The organism is Paenibacillus sp. FSL H8-0175, from assembly GCF_045040615.1.
GTDB classification, from domain to species: Bacteria; Bacillota; Bacilli; order Paenibacillales; family Paenibacillaceae; genus Paenibacillus_AQ; species Paenibacillus_AQ odorifer.
Map to the genome: position 1 here is coordinate 404522 of NZ_CP150299.1, position 18270 is coordinate 422791.

An 18270-nucleotide genomic window follows, 5' to 3' on the forward strand; every position below is an offset into this window, starting at 1 on the left:
TTAAAAAAGTAATTGCACCATAGAGAAGTCGGAGCCGATCATGCAAGAATAGAAACGCCTGCTTCTTTCAGGTAATCGTATATGTTATAGCGTAGGCCTTCACTTATATTTGAGAGAGCCAAGATGCCATCCCCAAGGGAGAGTATTGCCGGTTCTGACACTCTCTATGAGGAGAGGTCTACGCTTGTTTTGCTTGGCTTCGCAAAACTATAAGGGGGAACCGATTTGAGATACTTCGATTACCTGACGAAAGAACAAGAAATCTCTTTGTTTTACACTCCGCCTATCTCATTTGATCATACCACGAACAAGGAACTGCTAGCCTACGCTGTCGGCGCTGCCCTCTATATGCCGGCTACCCGTGCAAGTGTTGCAGAAGACATCATTAAGCTCAAGAATGCAGGTCTAGTGACGGTTATTATAGATCTGGAGGACGCAATCGGAGATGACCAGGTTGACAATGCAGAGGAGTCTATTATCCAGCATCTTATTTACCTAGCTGCTTACGCAGAAAATGAGCTGGATTCATCGAACAGCCTCCCGCTTCTTTTTATACGAGTACGTAACCCGGACCAACTCCGGCAAATGATTTTCCGCTTGGGATCCTTGGTAACGATGTTAACAGGGTTTGTATTTCCTAAGTTCTCTGTGGACAATGGAATTCAATATTTTGAAACGTTAGCTGAGTACAACAATACGCGTGGTTATAATGATCCTGTGCTTTACGGGATGCCAATCTTGGAAACTGCACCTATTATTTATCGGGAAAGTCGAGTGGACAGTCTGCTATCTATCCGTGATTTACTCCGTAATTACCGTGAACTTGTCCTAAACGTCAGAATTGGGGCAACGGATTTCTCCAGCCTGTTCGGACTGCGTCGCAGTCCTGATGTTAGTATTTATGATCTTACTCCTATCCGTGACTGTATCTCGGACATTATCAATGTGTTTGGGCGGGTTGAAGAGGGATATGTGATCTCAGGACCTGTCTGGGAGTATTTTGCGAATAAAGGTCATCGAGTTCTCCGGCCGCAGCTGCGGCAGACGCCATTTGAGGATACTTACGGCAAAAACGGCCGTGATATGCGGAATAGCTATATCTCGAGCAGTGTAGACGGGCTAATTCGTGAGGTTATTTTGGATAAAGAGAATGGAATTGTGGGTAAGACGATTATTCATCCTTCTCACCTCAGACCTGTTCAGGCGATGTATACGGTGATGCATGAGGAATACGTCGACGCTTTAAGCATTGTAGAAAGTAATGATGGCAGTCTGGGCGTGTTTAAGAGTCAATATTTTAATAAAATGAACGAAATTAAGCCCCATCTGAATTGGGCAAGACGAATTTTACTACGATCTCAAATATACGGGGTGTTACATGAACAACAGCATTTTGTCGGATTATTACCCGAAAACGAATTTACGCACGTATAACATAGTCGAGAACCTGCAAGTGAATGTAACCGAAACCTTTAACCCCTTTCATATGCCTCTGGATTCTTTATTTTCTATGGCGGCGCGAATTAATAAAAAACGAACTTTTCTGTTTGTCAGTAAGGTGCTTGGCAAGCATATCCCCGTCGATCCGTATACTTCACTTCTAAGCGGAGCAGCGTTGGCGCTGCTGTTATATCAGGAGATGAACGGCGATTCCGTGGATAGTGATCGTATGACAAAGCTATTGGATATGGCGGTTCATGGGCTGATTCATCCTGAATTTGCTAAGGAAGCCTATCAACATTTACTAGCGGCCCGGCTGGTTTTGCCCAAGCCTGTGGTTTTTATTGGATTCGCAGAAACGGCAACTGCACTGGGTCACAGTGTGTACAACATCTTTGCTGAGCAGGCATCCTATATTCATACTACGCGTGAGCATATTCCTGATTTGGAGTCTGTTGTAAGTTTTGTAGAAGAGCATTCCCATGCAGTTGATCATCTATGTTATGCCTTGGATACCGAACTCTTATCTGGGACAGAGCCCATTATATTGGTAGATGACGAGATTACGACCGGGAAAACCGCGATCAATACAATTCGAGATATTCAGTCAAAATTCCCGCGGGAGGAATATGTGGTAGTCTCTCTTCTGGACTGGAGAAGCGGCAGCAATCTTCAACACTATAGTGAGCTTGAGCAGGAGCTGGGGATTCGCATTAGGTCGTTATGTCTGCTGCAAGGGAATATTGAAGTGATAGGTTCACCGGTGTTTAATAAGGATACTGAGCAGCTGGATAGAGAGGCCATTTTTGAGTGTGAGGTTGTAACTACTTATGCTCAAGATGGAATGGAACGACTGGAGGTATCCTCTATCGATTCCTATGGTGAGATCAACACAGCGCCGTATATGAAATATAGTGGACGGTTCGGAATGGAGTCACAGGATAATCTGGAGCTTGATCAGGGTGTGAAACGAATAGCTGAGCAGCTGCGGCAATTGCGTAGAGGACCGAAAGCCTTGGTAATGGGTGTAGGAGAATTTATGTATCTTCCGATGAGAGTGGCGGCGGAAATGGGGGAAGGGATTGCTTACCAGTCTTCCACTAGAAGTCCAATCCACCCTGAGCGTCGGCCGGATTATGGGGTACATAGTGCTGCTGCGTATCCTTCAGCTGGTGATCCGGAAATCACAAACTTTATTTATAATATAGCTCCTGGTCAATACGATGATATATTTGTGCTGATTGAGCGTGATGTACCGCATGAGCGTATGAAACCTATGCTTGATATACTGAAGAAACTGGCCCGCCATAAAGTGCATCTTATTGTACTGACCTCGGAAAGAAGAAGTGGAGGCCCTACCTATGAAGGGAACAGTAACTGAAGAAATTCTAAACAGAAGTATAGCCGAACCGGTTCTGCTAGGCAGCTATTCTCCGTCAGATGTTATATTTTTGCTTAAGGATCTGAGCGATGTTTCACTGGAGCGGGCGACTGACGAAAGAGAGGCCGCCATTCAATCAGGTGTACACTACTCTGAGATGCTGCCCGTGGAATATCAGCCTACTGAGCAGTATATTGAGTTATTTCACGAGACGCTGGAGCAATCTGCGGAGAAGGTCGCTCTAGCAGTAGCGGTAGTCTCTGAGATGATTGTCGCTCAACGGGGACTTGATACGGTGTTAGTCTCTTTGGCAAGAGCGGGAACACCAATTGGTGTACTGATTAAGCGTTATATCCAAGAGCGATATGATGCTGATCTGCCGCATTATAGTATCTCTATCATTCGGGGCAAGGGGATTGATGAGAACGCAATCCTCTATATTCTGCAAAAGCATGGGCTTGACGCTGATTTGCAGTTTGTCGACGGATGGACGGGGAAAGGGGCTATTCGCCAGGTATTGATTGAGGCGTGCAACAGCCTATATGAGAAATATGGCATTCGGCTAAATGATGACCTGGCCGTATTGGCTGATCCCGGGAACTGTTCAGGCACGTTCGGGACTAGAGAGGATTATCTTATTCCTAGTGCATGCCTCAATTCTACGGTGTCAGGATTGATGAGCCGGACAGTGCTGCGCGATGATTTAATTGGTCCGGAAGAATTCCATGGGGCTAAATTCTACAAGGAATGGCTCGATACGGATGTATCCAATGTATTCATTGCGGCGATCTGCCCGTATTTCTCCTCCGTTGCGGAAGAAGCACAAGCGATTGCTGAACAGATGCAGCAATCCCCGCCAGAAATTACATGGCAGGGCCTGCGTGATATTCAGAGTATTCAAGAAGTGTTCGGCATAGATAACATCAATTTGGTCAAGCCCGGAGTCGGAGAAACAACCCGAGTGCTGCTGCGCAGAGTACCATGGAAGATTCTTGTCGATACTATGGATAATCCAAATCTTCGTCATATTATTCTCTTAGCAGAGGATAGAGGGGTTCCAGTAGAAGTATTCCCTGGACTCACCTACTCCTGTTGCGGGATTATTAAGCCGCTGAGAGGTGAGACGGAATGATCTATGCCAGTGATTTGGACCGAACGTTAATCTATTCCTTAAATGCAATCGGTGTTCCGGAGAATACTCCGGGCCTGGTTCCTGCGGAGGTTGTGGATGGCAAGACGGTTTCATACATTTCGCAAAAAGCATTGGCTGATCTGATGGAGCTTACTTCCCGTATTATCTTTATGCCCGTTACAACACGTACAATAGCGCAGTATAAGCGTATTAATCTGTTTCAAGACACGATTATTCCAGACTACGCGATTACTAGTAATGGCGGGAATATTCTGATTGGTGGCGAAGTAGATAAGAGCTGGAGAGCTTCGGTGGGCAGGCTTGTTCAAAATGAATCGGCTGCGGCAGAAGAAGTTAGAATGCACGTTAGGTCTGTAGTGCACGAGGAATGGATCATTAGTGAGCGGTATTGTGATGATTTATTTTATACTTTTGTGGTAGTGCGTGATTTATTACCTATGGATGAGATCACGAATCTGGCAGAGCGATTATACGATTTGGGCTGGCGGGTATCCTTACAAGGACGCAAGCTATATGTCGTCCCTGCCGCTGTGAATAAAAGTGATGCGATTGTTCATGTGCGCCGGACGGTTCGTTCAGAACCGATGGTAGCATCGGGAGATTCCTTGTTGGATAAGAGTTTACTAGAAAGTGCGGACTATGCGATTGCTCCTTGTCATGGAGAAATATTTGCAGAGCAGCAGAGTGGTCTTGTAAAATCAAGGTATCCCTTTACGAAGCAAGCGGGTGTTTTTGCTGGTGATGAAATTCTACAGTATGTAAACATGATCTATAATAACTTAACCGTATTGGGAGTTGGGCCACTATGAAAAAGGTAAACATTTATTTCAATCGCTGGTTTTCCGTCGCTTACCATTATATGAATCTCATCCGCAATAATGAGGATGGCGTTCCTGTACAAATCTTCGCCACGCATCCTGATATTCACCATATGTCCCTTCAAGGTGCTGATGTTGCTGGGACTGAACCAGCACTGACTGGAATAGAATATGTTCAATTCTGCGTGGATTTCTGTCGCCGTAATGAGATCGATATCTTCATTCCACGGTTACATATGCTGGATATAGCTTTGCATGCTGCTATGTTTGATGCGATTGGCACCAAGGTTCTGGTCTGTAGAGATTTAGACTTATTGGAGACCATCATGGATAAGGGGAAGTTCTACGAAAGTGTTAAGGAAACAGGGATTATGACAATTCCTGATTATCATGTGGTGAGTACAGCAGAGCAGTTCAAAGAGGCTTATCATGATCTTGTAGCCAAAGGACATCGCGTATGCTTTAAACCCACGGAGACAGAGGGAGGCCTTGGCTTCCGTATCATTGATAACACACGTAGTCCTTTACAGGAGCTGTTTGGTCATGTAACTCCGCTGATATCCTTCGAAGAGGCCTATCGTATTCTGGGAAGTGAATCTACATTCCCTGAACTTATGGTGATGGAACTGCTGGAAGGTTATGAATACAGTATAGATTGCTTGTCAGATGAGAATGGCAGGCTGTTAGCGGCTGTACCCCGTCGTAAAGCTGGCGGTCGTCTGCGGCTGATGGAGCATATTCCGGAGCTGGAGGAGATCGCTTCCCGGGTAGCAGAAGTATATAAAATACCTTTCAATTTCAATATTCAAATGAAGTATAGTGGTGGAATTCCTAAACTGCTGGAGATTAACCCCCGGATGTCTGGAGGTCTTCATATTTCTTGTCTGTCTGGAATTAACTTTCCATACCTGGCTGTCAAAAGTGCACTCGGCGGAGAGGTCCAGCCTGCGGAGTTCGGCGATAATGTGCTTGCCAGCCATGTAGAGCAGCCGCTAATTATGAAAATAAACGGCGAATCCGTAATTCCGGATCCCGTGAATTGAGCGTTCGCAATCTCGCTCACAAGAGGTGAGAAAAATTAAATTTAAATCGAAAGTGTTGCTGTATGCCGGTATTGGCTATGTTGTCGCTGTATTAACGAGTTCTTTTTTGCCTGAGTTACTCTCCTTGCTGTTGCCTGTAGCGGGTGCAGCGGTAGGGGTTCTTGCAACGAGAAGTCCAAGAACCAACCTTCCGGCTGAGGTGCTGCCAGCAGGTCCAGAGACGGTACCTATTGCCCCAGCTCCCTCTGCAAATGCTCCGCAATTACCTAGTGCGGCAAATAATGCTGCACCAGGTAATCCGGGTAATAGTGGTAGAACTGAGGCCGAACCAACGAAGATTGGACCGGAATTTGCTCCGGTAGTTGAGTACCTTAGCATTCTGGAAGATATGATTATCTCCGAGGGGCAGAAGGATACACTGGACAATGAAATTGTCGAGAAATCACTGGCGCTTTTTGCGAGACTTCAACGTGTAATTCCGCTGCTGCAGGAGCTCAATAATGGCGATATTAATCATACGGTCCGCAGATTGATTCTGAAGGATTTAAATGGTGTGATTAACCCATTTTTGCGCCTAAGTGGTGAAGCGAAGACGAAGAATCGGAGAACGCTGCTGAACGGTCTAAGAGATGTTGATTCCAAAATATCGGATATTGCTTCGACGATCGAACATAAAGACCTGATGGAACTTCAGACGAAGGCGGAACTGATTCATCAGCGGTATAGCAGTTCCGAATTATAGGAGGGAAACCCATGTCCACGCAGTTGATCCAATTAAAAAAAGAAGATGAACAAAAGGTAGTCGAAGAAGCCGCACAATTGATCGAGAAGGTATCCCAGACAGATACAGTCACGTTGGATTCTTTAATGGATGATATCGGGAAGCTTGGGGTGAAGACGCAGGAAAAAGCAGGCCAAACGCTCAAGCTGCTGGATCGTCCGGTAAATGACCTGATGTCCGGTAAGCGTGTTGAAGTGCCTAACATGATTATGAAGCTGCGGAATGAGTGTGAAAATCTGCAACAGAGTAAGAATGTTAGCTTTTTCGGCAAAATGCTGCGGAAGAGTCCGATGAAGAACTATGTGTACAAATATCAGTCTGTCCGCACAAATATTGATGCGATTGTTACTGGTCTACGCGACGGCAGAGATACCCTCGAAGAGAGTATTGTAAATATGCGCCAGCTGAAACGTACCTCTATGGAGGAGATCTATAACCTTCAAACCAAAATTGCCTTCGGCAATAAGCTAAAAGAGCTGTTCGAGGTGGAGATTGCGAAGCCTGAGAATGAGTTCCGTAAAGCTTATCTGGAGCGTGGTCTGCGTAAAGTGATGGTTCGTATTCAGTCCATGACAGAGATGATTCTGCTCTACAATCAAGCGATTGCTGCTACAGATATCATCAATGACAATAATGATAAACTGATCGATTCCGTAAATAATGCGATTGATAAAACTTCTAATCTGATTACAGTGTCGGCAATGATTGCGATGTCGCTGGCCGATCAGGAGAATGTTATCAACGCTGTAGAAGCAACAAATAAGACGATTGAAGATCAGTTTAAAGAAAATGCACGCTTGCTGCGTACGACTACAGAAAAAACGACCGAGCTTCTATCCAAACCTTCCATGTCTATGGAAGCCGTGAATCAAGCGATCGGCGATCTGCTTAGCGCATTGGATACTTCGGAACAGTCAAACCGTCGTATTATCGAAAGCTGCCAGGATTATACATCCAAAATGACGACGATCAATACCCAACTGGGCAATCGTCTAGGACTCAATGAAGCGGACAAGCCTGAGGCGCTGAAACAAGGTGAAGCAGAGAGCCAACTGAGCAGCTTCTTGAACTAATTGTTTTTAAAAAAAGTTCATAAAAATATAGCAGAGCAGTGAGTCTTCATTTCTGGGGGTTCGCTGCTCTGCTTTTTTTTGGATATGAAGTAGCTTACTTCAACTACATAGGCGTAAACGTGATCTAATCAAATGAAGTTTACTGTAGCCAAACATAAAGCCCTATTCAAATACATAAGTTGTCACAAGACTACATGTGGAGGAAGTGGGGATAGGCTATGGTTTTAGGCTGTTTGATACTCGTGCTTATCATCGTCGCCAGCAGTGAAAAAGCAGAAGCCATTGCTAAAATGAATGAAGACAATTAGCAAGAGGTAGCTTCGCTTCCCCGTAAGTATTCAGGGATTTTTTGCCGCGAGTTGGTTCAAGTAATTTCCAGCGGGTTATTGGGTATAATAACGCAAGGCTGTCGATTAGCCCATAATCAGCTGGAAATACCAAAATCCCTAAGGAGGTCACATGGAGAACGAGGCACTGCTTCAGGTTGAACAATTAGCACTTAAGAAACAGAAGATATTCCGGCAAAGCGTAATGCGCTATATTGCCAGAGCCATGCTGGCCAGTATGTTTATCGGATTCGGTGTAATTGTAGCATTTAAGACAGGCAACTATTTCTTTATGGAGCAATCCCCCTTTGCATATCCAATGGCTGCGATTACTTTCGGAGCGGCTATTATTCTAATTTCTTTTGGTGGTGGCGATTTATTCACCGGAGATACTTTTTATTACACATACACGGCACTAAGACGGAAAATGAAATGGTCTGAGGTTGTCCGCATGTGGATCATGAGTTATATCGGTAATATTCTTGGGGCTGCCGTTTTTGCCTTGCTGATTTTTTTGACAGGACTGTTCTATAGCTCAGATGTAAACGGTTTTTTGCTATATGTAGTGGAGCATAAGATGGAAGCCCCGGCAGGTCAGCTTTTCTTTCGGGCTATTCTTTGTAACTGGCTCGTTTGTATGGCTTTTTTTATACCGATGAATATGAAAGGCGATGGGGCCAAAATGTTCGCAATGGTCTTATTCGTATTCTGTTTTTTCATCTCCGGCTATGAACATAGTATTGCCAATATGTGTACCTTTGCGATTGCGCTAGTACTTGATCATCCCGGAACGGTATCGTGGTATGGCGTGGTGCATAACCTTGTCCCCGTTACGATCGGCAATTTAATTGGCGGTGGCGTACTGATGGGGGTAATGTATTATTATGTGAATAAACCTTTTTTGGATGATACTAAGCATTAACAGAAAAATAGAAAATAATAATCCTCCAAAACTTCGCTCTTGTATAGGGGTGGAGTTTTTTTGTGCAGAAAGTTATTTTTTAACATTGGGATTATTTGATTTTTAAGGATTGAAAAGGATTAGAGGGAGAGAGGTAGAATACATAATTATGCAATGCAAAATTGAAGATTCATACAGAATGGGGTAAGGGCTTTGGATGAGACAACAGGGATACTGACGGATGAGACCATTATTAAGGCTTCCAATCAGCATTGTATTGACCAAGGAATTGATCCTGAGCAACCGCCTGTCTTTGCAAAGGGATATTCTACTGATGAATTGGGGGCACAGCTTAGCGCATATAGTGAAGTGATTGAGGTTATCGAATTTTTTGTCAAAAAATTTCTTTCCTCAGTCAAAGGGAACCCGATCCTAGTTACGATTTCGGATGATGCAGGTTATCTATTGGCGTTCCAAGGAGATGCGACGATTATTGATCTCGTAGGACAGGTAGGCATCAAAGAAGGCGTGCAGATGAATAAAGAGGTGGGTACCAATTCAATCGCTTTAACCCTTGAATATCAGAGGCCATTCCAGCTGACAGGACGAGACCATTTCCATCATATTTTGCATCATTTAGTATGCTGTACAGCTCCATTTTATAAAGAAAATGGACAAGAAATTTTAGGTACAATTTCATTTATGGCAGATATAGATGTAGCCCATCCCCATTTGCTGCCTCTGCTCTGTACGATGGCTGACTCGATTGAACGTGAGATTTTGTTGCGGAGAGGGAATTCTCAGCTGCAATTATTAAATCGGATTTTGCTAGAGACCAATTACTTAGGGGTAATCATAACAGATCAATTCGGAACAGTCGTGAATATAAATGAGAACGGTTTAGCTATGCTTCATTTGGGTGGTGAGCATCAAGAGTCTGTTGTTGGAACTAGTGTCTTTGAAATTAGGAATGTGGGCGCATACTTTCAACATGTCATCATACATCATGTCGCATGTGCCGGGTTAGAAGTGATTCAGGAGAAAAACGGGTTGTTCGAGCATTATATGTTAGATGTACTACCCGTTTACGATGCGAATGGTTACTTAGCGCGTGTGATTGGAAGTTTACGCAACATCACGGAGATGAAAAGAACGGAAGAAGTGCTGCGCAATACAGAAAAGCTAGTGGTCGCAGGACAACTGGCTATGAGCATTGCACATGAGATCCGCAATCCCCTGACTACGGTGAAAGGGATGCTTCAACTGGCTAATAAAGATTCACGACTGCTGCATTATGATCTCATTATGTCAGAAGTGGAAAGAATGAATCTTATTGTGAGCGAGTTTCTTATTCTGGGTAAACCGCAGGCTGCGCATTATATGACTGAACAATGTAGTACGATCCTGCTGGAAGTATTGAATATCTTCGCGATTCAGGTGGAGATGAATAATATAGCGTTAAATACAAAGATCCATTATGATGCTGAGATCGAATGTGACCGCAATCAGATTAAGCAGATTTTCCTCAATATCCTAAGAAATTCAATGGAAGCTTTGCCTTTTGGCGGGAGCATTACAGTGACTCTTGATGTGAAGGATGAATTTCAGGTGATTACCTTCACCGATAATGGAGAGGGTATGAACAAGGAAGTTCTGGAGAAATTAGGAGAGCCTTTTCACACGACTAGAGGCGATGGGAATGGACTTGGCTTCATGATTGTCAAAAAAATCGTGACTGCCCACAGAGGATATGTGGCAATAGCTAGTGAAGAGGGAGTAGGCACGGCCGTTACAATTTATCTTCCGATGGCACATTCATACCACAAATGAAACAGCAATAATTCATAATTAAAAAGACTCTTCCGCCCATATAAGCGAAAGAGTCTTTTTGTATATCCATTTGCATCTAATGGTGAGGAATTACCACTTAGAGCCACCCGATGAATTTCCACCGGATTTGCCGCCGCCACCGCCCCAGGAAGAACCACCGGAGGATTTGCCGCCACTGCCGCCACCACCCCAGGAAGAGCCGCCGGAGGAACGTCCCCCACCGAATCCGCCTGAAGAAGGAGGACCAGAGGACATCCGTTTACGGGCTTGCGCACGCCGCTGTTGCTCTCTCATCATGGCTAGCTGGGCAAGCCGTTCTTCCTCTTCTTTTTGGCGAACGATTCGGTTCGCTTCATTCACAAAGGAAGTGATCTGAGCGCCATAAGCGTGGCCAATCGATTCTAGTTCCTCCAGGTTGTAAGGCCGGGATGACAACCGTTGCTCCAACTGGCTATATTCCGGCAGTAAGGATAACTCAAAGCGGATTCTGGAAGACAAGCCTCTGCTGTGCAGCATTCGCTGGGTCGTCTCTACCCGGCTTTGTCCTTCGGAGAAGAGACGTTGTACTTTATCCAGTCTTTCATTTAATGCATTTAGACTTTCAGAGACGCCGTCATATTGCCGGCCAGCTTCATCCTGCAAGGACAGCAAGCGCTCCAGCGCATCGTGGGCCTTGTCATATTCGCCCCGTTCATCACTGGTCCAGTTCTCAATTTGCGCCACTTCACCTGCGCCTTCCCGAAGACGTGTGCTCCACTCCGTCAGAATGTTCTCTACGCTAACTATATGCTGTTCTTCGAAATGTACACGTGCTTCTGTAATTCGGGCCTGCAGCTCGTCTCGCCGCTGCTTCAAGTGGCTCCATGTGGTGCGGAATGTCTCTAGATCTCTGCGGTTATTCTGCCGCAGCAGTGCTTGCTGCTCTGTCATAGCAACAGCTTCATCCAGAAGCAGATCTAGACTGGCGCCGATTCTGCGCACCTCATCCATATCTCCTATACGCAGCGGCGCTTCAAGAGTCAACGATTCTACGCGGGCTTGCTCTAGGTGGTCATATGGCTTAACCTTCATATTGTGCAGTGAATTCTGTTCAATGATCCCGGTGATTTTGGCACGTGCCGCAGCTAATACCGTAGGAAATTTGTTTAGCTTATCATCATAGAGATCAACATCCTTCAGATCCTGTTCGATTTTTTCCTGACGTTCCTGTGCATCCTCGGTAACCTCTTGTGCAGCAATGGGATCAAAAAGCTCCAATTGGTCTGCCTTAGCAGTTTCCTCCGCAAGCTCTTTAAGTTCCTCTACAATTTCTTGAAGCTCATACCCGGTTTCTTTAACTGCACCTTGCAGCTGTTCTTCAAGCTCTGGCGTATCCTCTTTCAGCTCTGTAATACGCTGTTTGACATTGCGGTCAGCTTCGCTAATGACAGCTATGTGTTTCTCTTCCTCTTCAAGCGCTGTGCGGAAGGCAGCTTCGGTCTGCTGCAATTGTTTCACGGCTGTCTTGAGGGCAGCCAAGCGATAAAATGCTGGCTGAACGCCTTGACCTTCGCTTTGTAGTGCGGAGATTTCAACGAGCTTGGCGGACAGCCGCTTGGAAATACCTTCGACTAGTTCTCCCGTCTTCCCTTGAACGATCCCTTGAAAAGGGTTTAGCGATTCCAGTGCCCGATTTGCCTGGACCATTAAATTAGATAACTGTTTCTGTTGCTCGCTAAGTTGCTTGCGTCGACGCAGACCTGTAACCATTACAAAGAGTAGAAGGAGGATTAGAAGGGCTCCGATAAGAATCGCTGCAATCATAAACATGGAGCTGCTGGAGCGGTTTACATCATTCCCGACCCCGGCTGCGCTCCCGCTTCCTGCGGTTCCTCCAGTATTGCCGGCACGATCTCCGATGGAATGGATGGCATTAATCAAAGCCTTTGTCCCGCCAGCGAAGTCCCCTTTTTTGGCATAAGGAATGAAATAGGTGTCGAGCAGTTTTTGGATGGCTGAACTTCCCGAGGACCCTCCCTGATTCTTAGACCAAGTATTTAACGAGCTTTGAAAGTCTGGATTTAAGAAATTTAGCTCAATGGACTGGTCACCAGCGGAGATCAGCAGTAGAAGATCCCGCGTGGACAGTTTCCACGAGTCGTAAACCTTGTCTGCATACTTATCAGCTGGAGTACCGTCTGTGGAATCTACAGTGAGTACATGGATGGTCATGAGTTCTCCAGTAGCGGTAGCAGAAATAGACGCGGCTTCTGCGGAACTGAACATTTCAGCGTTATCGGTAACAAATCCCTGCTGTGCAGGAATTCCAGCGGCGTATGCACCAGGTACCCATAACAGGCTGAGCATTAAGAATAAAGCTATATACTTTTTCAAGCTGACACGCTCCGATCTGAAGGACTTTTTATTCAATATATTATGCTGATAATTATACTATATCATTAACCATCAGGTGACCTGGAGATACTCCAATTATTATATAGTTATGTCTGCATACCAACAAAAAAAGCCATGCCCCCAAAAAATAAGGGAACACGGCGTATACTCGGAAGTATTATCTTGTCGGCAGACAGAGAATGTATTGCAATCTGGATTTAATTTCTTTTTGCCATTTCAAATCTCCAACTTTAACGGCAAGATTGAGCAGATCCAGATAATCGTCAACCTGTAATGTTGTTCGGGTAGAGGTAACGTTCATGGGTGATCAGTCTCCTTTTAACTTAAATATAGTAAATTGAAATTATTAACGCTTATAATAATGATAATCATTATCAACGTTTATCGTTATTGCTATTATCCACATTTTCTATGTAAAAAGCAATATAAAAATCAAGACTTCGTAACTTTTATCATTTACAAATAAAAGAGTCCATCGAAAGATGGGGATTTGCGTATAATGTGTGGTTTTAGGAAAGAATTAGCAGGAATCTTACCATATTTTGTCGAATACTTTTTAGAATAATGCTTTAAATTCTAAATTTTAGCAAAAAGGGGAATTGGGCAATGAAGCGGTGCACAATGTTGCTTCTGATTATTTTTCTGCTTTTGCTCGTACCTCCTACAGCCGCTCACGCCGAAAGAGAGGATATAAGGTACCAAGTAGAACTGGAATATCCACCTTATAAATATGTAGAAAACGGGTATTTGACCGGGTTTGATATTAATTTGAGCACGATGATTTTTGAGAAGCAGGATTACCTTATTCACTACAGTACTGGGCAATGGGATGAAGTATACAGTCGGCTGATTCAAGGAGATATTGAGATAGCAGGTCTTATGGCAATTACGGAGTCGCGTAACCAAGAGGTGTTATTTTCAGATCCAGTTATTAAGAATTATATTTCCATCTATGCAAGGCGAGAGCTTGAGGATGAGATCGATTTAAAGACGTTGGGAAGTTATAAGATTGGGTTAGGGAATGGACAGTATTCTGCAACCGTGCTGAACAGCAAGGTGGGGATTACAAATTACATAGAATATGCAACGACTCCTGAAGCTTTGAAGGCTTTAGAAAATGGGGAAATCGACCTTCTATTTGAGAATCAGGAAGTGATTGATTATCTGATTGCAGAGCAGAAATTGAAGGGGAGTATTATCAAAAAAATGAGCAATCTCTACCCTAGGGATGTCGCTTTTGCAATAAGTAAATCCTCTCCGGAGCTAGTGACTTATGTTAACGAGAGATTGGATCGCCTGCATCGTTCAGGTGCTTTTGAAGAGCTGTATCAGCACTATTTTTTCGTTCATTCGGATTATTATAAAGTTATGATGCGCAATAGATTTATTGTGGGAGCCATTATTCTGCTTGGCCTTCTGATCATTAGTGCGGTTTTGCTAAAAATGTATATTAATCACTTACGGCGGGCGGTTTATTCGGAACAGCAATTTTTTGAGGATGTAATAGAGCATAGCGGTATGGTGGTTTGGGCTGTGCAGGCGGATAAAAAGGTAGTTCGGTTTAACAATTACGCTGAGCGAATGACGGGCCTATGCGAGAATGAAGTAGTGGGCAAAAACATTGAGGATATAGAGGGGCTGACAGGCAGTACGGCGGCTATTCGGAATCTGCTGGAAAGGGCCGTACAGCTTGACTATGTTGATAATATCGAGCATAAACTTCCGGACAATTCGCCAGCAGCGCAGTATTTTTCATTTCGGACCACCTTGTTGAAAGGATTGGATAAGCAGGCAGCTGATATTTTTGTGCTTGTAGGAGTGGATATCGATGAACGCAAACAAAATGAGCTAAGGCTTCAGCAAAGTTATGAGGAACTGGAAGCTACTTACGAAGAGCTGTCAGCAACAGAGGTCGAGCTACAGGAGCAATTTGCTAAGCTGCAAGTAGGTGAACGACGGTTCAGTCTCGCGACAGAGGGTTCTGGTGCATACATGTGGGAGCTTGATTGGGAGACAGGACTGTATAATCTATCGGATCGCTGGTACAAGCTCATGGGCTATACGGAGGATGAAATCAATTCTTTCGAAGATGGGGTGCTTAGTATTATTCATCCCGATGACCAGCCATCATCCCAAAAGGCAAGACATGATCATCTGGCAGGTTTAACACCTATCTACGAGACGGAATACCGCATGCGGACCAAAGATAATCAGTTCGTCTGGTTTGAGGTAAGTGGTAAAGCTATCGTTGATCCAAAGAATGAAGTTGTGTTATTTATCGGTTCGCTGATTGATATTAGTAAGCGGAAGCAGGTAGAGCTAAAGCTGAGCAACAGTTATCAGGAGCTTGAGGCAACCTATGAACAGCTTACAGCCACACAGCAGGAGCTTGTAGAGCAATACGATATGCTGGTGGAGAATCAAAAACACATGCATCGTCTAGCTTATGTGGATGAGCTTAGTAATCTACCCAACCGTGTATGTCTACTGGAATCTATGGAGAAATATCTGCAATGTTCAGGAGGCAAGGCGGCGCTGTTGTTCGTAGATACCGATAATTTTAAATACATCAATGATACCTTAGGGCATAAATCCGGTGATGTTCTTATTCAGAAGGCTAGCAAAAGGCTGCAGTCGGTGGTGCGGGAAGGAGATATGCTCTCTCGGCTCGGCGGGGATGAATTCGTGATTTTTATTAAGGATATAGAAAACCACGAGGATGTGCTAGACCTGGCGGAGCGGATCATGAGAGCGTTCAGGCAGTCCTTTTTAATCGGAGAGAGTTATTTGTACGTTTCCGTAAGCATTGGAATTTCCTTTTATCCGGAAGATGGTGAGACCACCGAGCAAATCTTAAAAAATGCGGATGTCGCTATGTACCGGGCAAAAGAGGATGGTAAGGGGACTTATGTAGTATATGACAAATCTATGCATACTGCGTTTAATGAACGGATGAATATAGAGAAACATTTGCGCAGTGCCATGAATAATAATGAGTTTGAGTTATATTATCAACCGCAGGTGGATATCCAGTCTGGATTAATCTCTGGTTTTGAGGCTTTAATACGCTGGAATAGTCCAACGCTGGGCTTTGTATCTCCACTTTCCTTTATCAAAATCGCCGAGGATTCCAGGCTGATTATTTATATTGGAGAATGGGTGCTTAGGGAATCGTGCATCTTTATGAAGGGCATTCAAGATCGTATGGGCATTCCTTACAAGATATCAGTTAACATTTCCATTATTCAACTATTGCAGGATGATTTCGTCGAGATGGTGCAGGAAAGTCTGGCTGAAAGTGGGCTAAAGCCTAGTTGTCTTGAACTGGAAATCACCGAGTCTATTTTTATGGAATCGTTTGAGAGTATCGTGAATAAGCTTCAATTCCTCAAATCCCAAGGCATTCGTATTGCGCTGGATGATTTCGGAACGGGATACTCATCTCTTAGTTATTTGCAGCAATTGCCGATTTCTACGCTTAAAATGGATAAAACCTTTATCGATTCGCTTTCGGAAAAAGCTTACAGCCAGTCTTTTGTGCAGACCATTATACAGCTGGGCCACAATATGGGGCTGGAGGTCGTTGCGGAGGGAGTGGAAGAGATCAGCCAGCTGGATTTCCTCAGAAAATCGGGCTGCGATAAGGTACAGGGATATCTGGTTAGCAGACCTGTTCCGAAGCAGGAAGTGGTGGAGCTTTTGGAACCGCAGAAGCGTTACGGAATATAGCAGTGGATACACAGCCCTCATCACAAGGTGGGGGTTTTTGGTATGAAATGCTTCTGAAATTAAGGCTTTGCAAAAGAAAACAAGCTCCGACAGATAAACAGTGTCTGTGGAGCTTGTCACTAGCTGATGACAATTTTGTTCTTCCCGGTGTTTTTAGCTTCGTAAAGTGCATCATCAGCCTGCTGAAAAGTAGAATTTTTGGAGTCTGCACCTGTGTAATCATGCATCCCGATACTGACGGTTATGCTTTTCCCTTCCATTTCGGCAAAAGGGGTATCGGCGACTTTGGCTAGAATTTGTTGCATGATTTCATAGGATTGTTCAAAGGTTTTGGTTGTCAGAATGACAATGAATTCCTCGCCCCCGTACCGCGCGGCGAAATCATCAGGACCGATATACTCGAGCAGGATCGCTGCGACTTTTTGTAATACGATATCTCCAACAGAGTGTCCATAGCAATCATTTACTTTTTTGAAATTATCGATATCCATAACGGCAAGCTGCATGGAGAATGGATTACTCTGCTGATGCTCGATTAGCCAACCCAAATATTCGTGAAAAGTCTTGTGATTATACAGATCAGTCAGGGGATCTATCTTAGATAGACGATCCATGATTATATTCTGAATGCGTAATTCCTGTTCTGACTTGACGGAGTTCTGCAGGGATTGCATCAAATCACGTCCACGAACGATTACTGCAAAACCTGCCAAAGCAGTGCCTGCAAAAATAAGAGCGATAATGATTGTTTGGGTGATTGGGAAGTACTCGTGAATGGATGTCTTGGTGAATAAAATGATCGTGTACAGTAGAGAAATAGCAGAAGTGGCTATCATATAACTGCTCTTCAGATAGATCATCGAGACTAGTAGCGGGAACAGCATAATTAATGATTTAACATGCAACTCATCGCTGAGATTGACGATAATCAAAACCGCAAATAGATGGCTTGCAACCGTAATGGCGAGTTGGGCCCACAGAGGCCTCCATCTATAGATTACTTCTAGAATAATGATCAAACTCACTATGATGGAATCAGAAATCAACGAGTGCTCAATATAATCGTTCCTGGTTGGGGTTTCCGGACGCTGGCTCCATAAGGATAGAGAAACAATGAACTGAATACTTAAATACACAATCAGGATGATCCAGAATGAATTGAGAAGCACACGATTCCAATAGGTCTGACGAGGAGTTTGAGGTGTGGCGCGCATAATGTGATCCTCTTTTCCAGTGGCAATATGCTTATATATTCGACAATAAGCTCAGGTTTCCTCTTGATGGCTTTCTTGGAAGCGGGAGATCAACAAGCATCTTTATAAGGGGAGATTGCCTGGCCCGGGGAATGATTGATCGAAAAGGAATACTATAGAAAGTATTTCCTTTAATTAACTCTGCTGA

General features: G+C 44.3%; 13 protein-coding genes. 10 read left to right on the forward strand and 3 right to left on the reverse strand.

The annotated features are described in order from the left end of the window. Positions 1-225 precede the first annotated feature (225 nt). From MHH46_RS01830 to MHH46_RS01870, 9 genes are all read left to right on the forward strand, one after another. The gene (locus MHH46_RS01830) at positions 226-1434 is read left to right on the forward strand and encodes an HpcH/HpaI aldolase/citrate lyase family protein (protein ID WP_232061116.1); all 1209 of its coding nucleotides are present in this window, start codon (positions 226-228) and stop codon (positions 1432-1434) included. After that, the gene (locus MHH46_RS01835) at positions 1379-2821 is read left to right on the forward strand and encodes a phosphoribosyltransferase family protein (protein ID WP_081387862.1); all 1443 of its coding nucleotides are present in this window, start codon (positions 1379-1381) and stop codon (positions 2819-2821) included. Before MHH46_RS01830 ends, MHH46_RS01835 begins: the two co-directional genes overlap by 56 nt. Then, a complete protein-coding gene (locus MHH46_RS01840; RefSeq protein WP_076124692.1) occupies positions 2802-3953 on the forward strand; it encodes a cysteine protease StiP family protein in 1152 nt (383 codons plus the stop codon). Before MHH46_RS01835 ends, MHH46_RS01840 begins: the two co-directional genes overlap by 20 nt. Continuing rightward, entirely contained in the window at positions 3950-4783 is an 834-nt protein-coding gene (locus MHH46_RS01845; protein WP_036687429.1) for an HAD family hydrolase, read from the forward strand. The genes MHH46_RS01840 and MHH46_RS01845 overlap by 4 nt, the downstream gene beginning before the upstream one ends. Continuing rightward, positions 4780-5835: an ATP-grasp domain-containing protein gene (locus MHH46_RS01850; protein WP_076124690.1), complete on the forward strand. Its 1056-nt coding sequence runs from the start codon at positions 4780-4782 to the stop codon at positions 5833-5835. Before MHH46_RS01845 ends, MHH46_RS01850 begins: the two co-directional genes overlap by 4 nt. A 34-nt stretch (positions 5836-5869) precedes the next feature. After that, entirely contained in the window at positions 5870-6577 is a 708-nt protein-coding gene (locus tag MHH46_RS01855; protein ID WP_076124759.1) for a hypothetical protein, read from the forward strand. A gap of 11 nt (positions 6578-6588) precedes the next feature. Continuing rightward, positions 6589-7689, forward strand: coding sequence for a toxic anion resistance protein (locus MHH46_RS01860; RefSeq protein ID WP_036687432.1), 1101 nt, complete (start codon positions 6589-6591; stop codon positions 7687-7689). Positions 7690-8148: 459 nt separating this feature from the next. Then, complete coding sequence (locus MHH46_RS01865) at positions 8149-8937, forward strand: formate/nitrite transporter family protein (RefSeq protein WP_076124688.1); 789 nt, start codon at positions 8149-8151, stop codon at positions 8935-8937. Between the two features lie 192 nt (positions 8938-9129). Then, positions 9130-10746, forward strand: coding sequence for an ATP-binding protein (locus tag MHH46_RS01870; RefSeq protein WP_076192682.1), 1617 nt, complete (start codon positions 9130-9132; stop codon positions 10744-10746). Between the two features lie 90 nt (positions 10747-10836). On the opposite strand, the gene MHH46_RS01875 is transcribed toward MHH46_RS01870, so the two are convergent. Then, complete coding sequence (locus MHH46_RS01875; RefSeq protein ID WP_076192685.1) at positions 10837-13119, reverse strand: TPM domain-containing protein; 2283 nt, start codon at positions 13117-13119, stop codon at positions 10837-10839. Between the two features lie 178 nt (positions 13120-13297). Then, positions 13298-13441, reverse strand: coding sequence for a hypothetical protein (locus tag MHH46_RS01880; RefSeq protein ID WP_167348483.1), 144 nt, complete (start codon positions 13439-13441; stop codon positions 13298-13300). 305 nt (positions 13442-13746) lie between these two features. On the opposite strand from MHH46_RS01880, the gene MHH46_RS01885 reads away from it, so the two are divergent. Continuing rightward, entirely contained in the window at positions 13747-16869 is a 3123-nt protein-coding gene (locus tag MHH46_RS01885) for an EAL domain-containing protein (RefSeq protein WP_076192688.1), read from the forward strand. Positions 16870-16988: 119 nt separating this feature from the next. Here the strand turns inward: MHH46_RS01885 and MHH46_RS01890 are convergent, their stop codons facing one another. Continuing rightward, entirely contained in the window at positions 16989-18083 is a 1095-nt protein-coding gene (locus MHH46_RS01890; RefSeq protein ID WP_076124680.1) for a GGDEF domain-containing protein, read from the reverse strand. Between the last annotated feature and the right edge of the window lie 187 nt (positions 18084-18270).

Bases quoted from the DNA above. Each gene is read 5' to 3' on its own strand.
- MHH46_RS01865 (WP_076124688.1), top strand. From the start codon at position 8,149: ATGGAGAACGAGGCACTGCTTCAGGTTGAACAATTAGCACTTAAGAAA.
- MHH46_RS01890 (WP_076124680.1), bottom strand. From the start codon at position 18,083: ATGCGCGCCACACCTCAAACTCCTCGTCAGACCTATTGGAATCGTGTG.
- MHH46_RS01835 (WP_081387862.1), top strand. From the start codon at position 1,379: ATGAACAACAGCATTTTGTCGGATTATTACCCGAAAACGAATTTACGC.
- MHH46_RS01845 (WP_036687429.1), top strand. From the start codon at position 3,950: ATGATCTATGCCAGTGATTTGGACCGAACGTTAATCTATTCCTTAAAT.
- MHH46_RS01850 (WP_076124690.1), top strand. From the start codon at position 4,780: ATGAAAAAGGTAAACATTTATTTCAATCGCTGGTTTTCCGTCGCTTAC.
- MHH46_RS01880 (WP_167348483.1), bottom strand. From the start codon at position 13,441: ATGAACGTTACCTCTACCCGAACAACATTACAGGTTGACGATTATCTG.
- MHH46_RS01840 (WP_076124692.1), top strand. From the start codon at position 2,802: ATGAAGGGAACAGTAACTGAAGAAATTCTAAACAGAAGTATAGCCGAA.
- MHH46_RS01860 (WP_036687432.1), top strand. From the start codon at position 6,589: ATGTCCACGCAGTTGATCCAATTAAAAAAAGAAGATGAACAAAAGGTA.
- MHH46_RS01885 (WP_076192688.1), top strand. From the start codon at position 13,747: ATGAAGCGGTGCACAATGTTGCTTCTGATTATTTTTCTGCTTTTGCTC.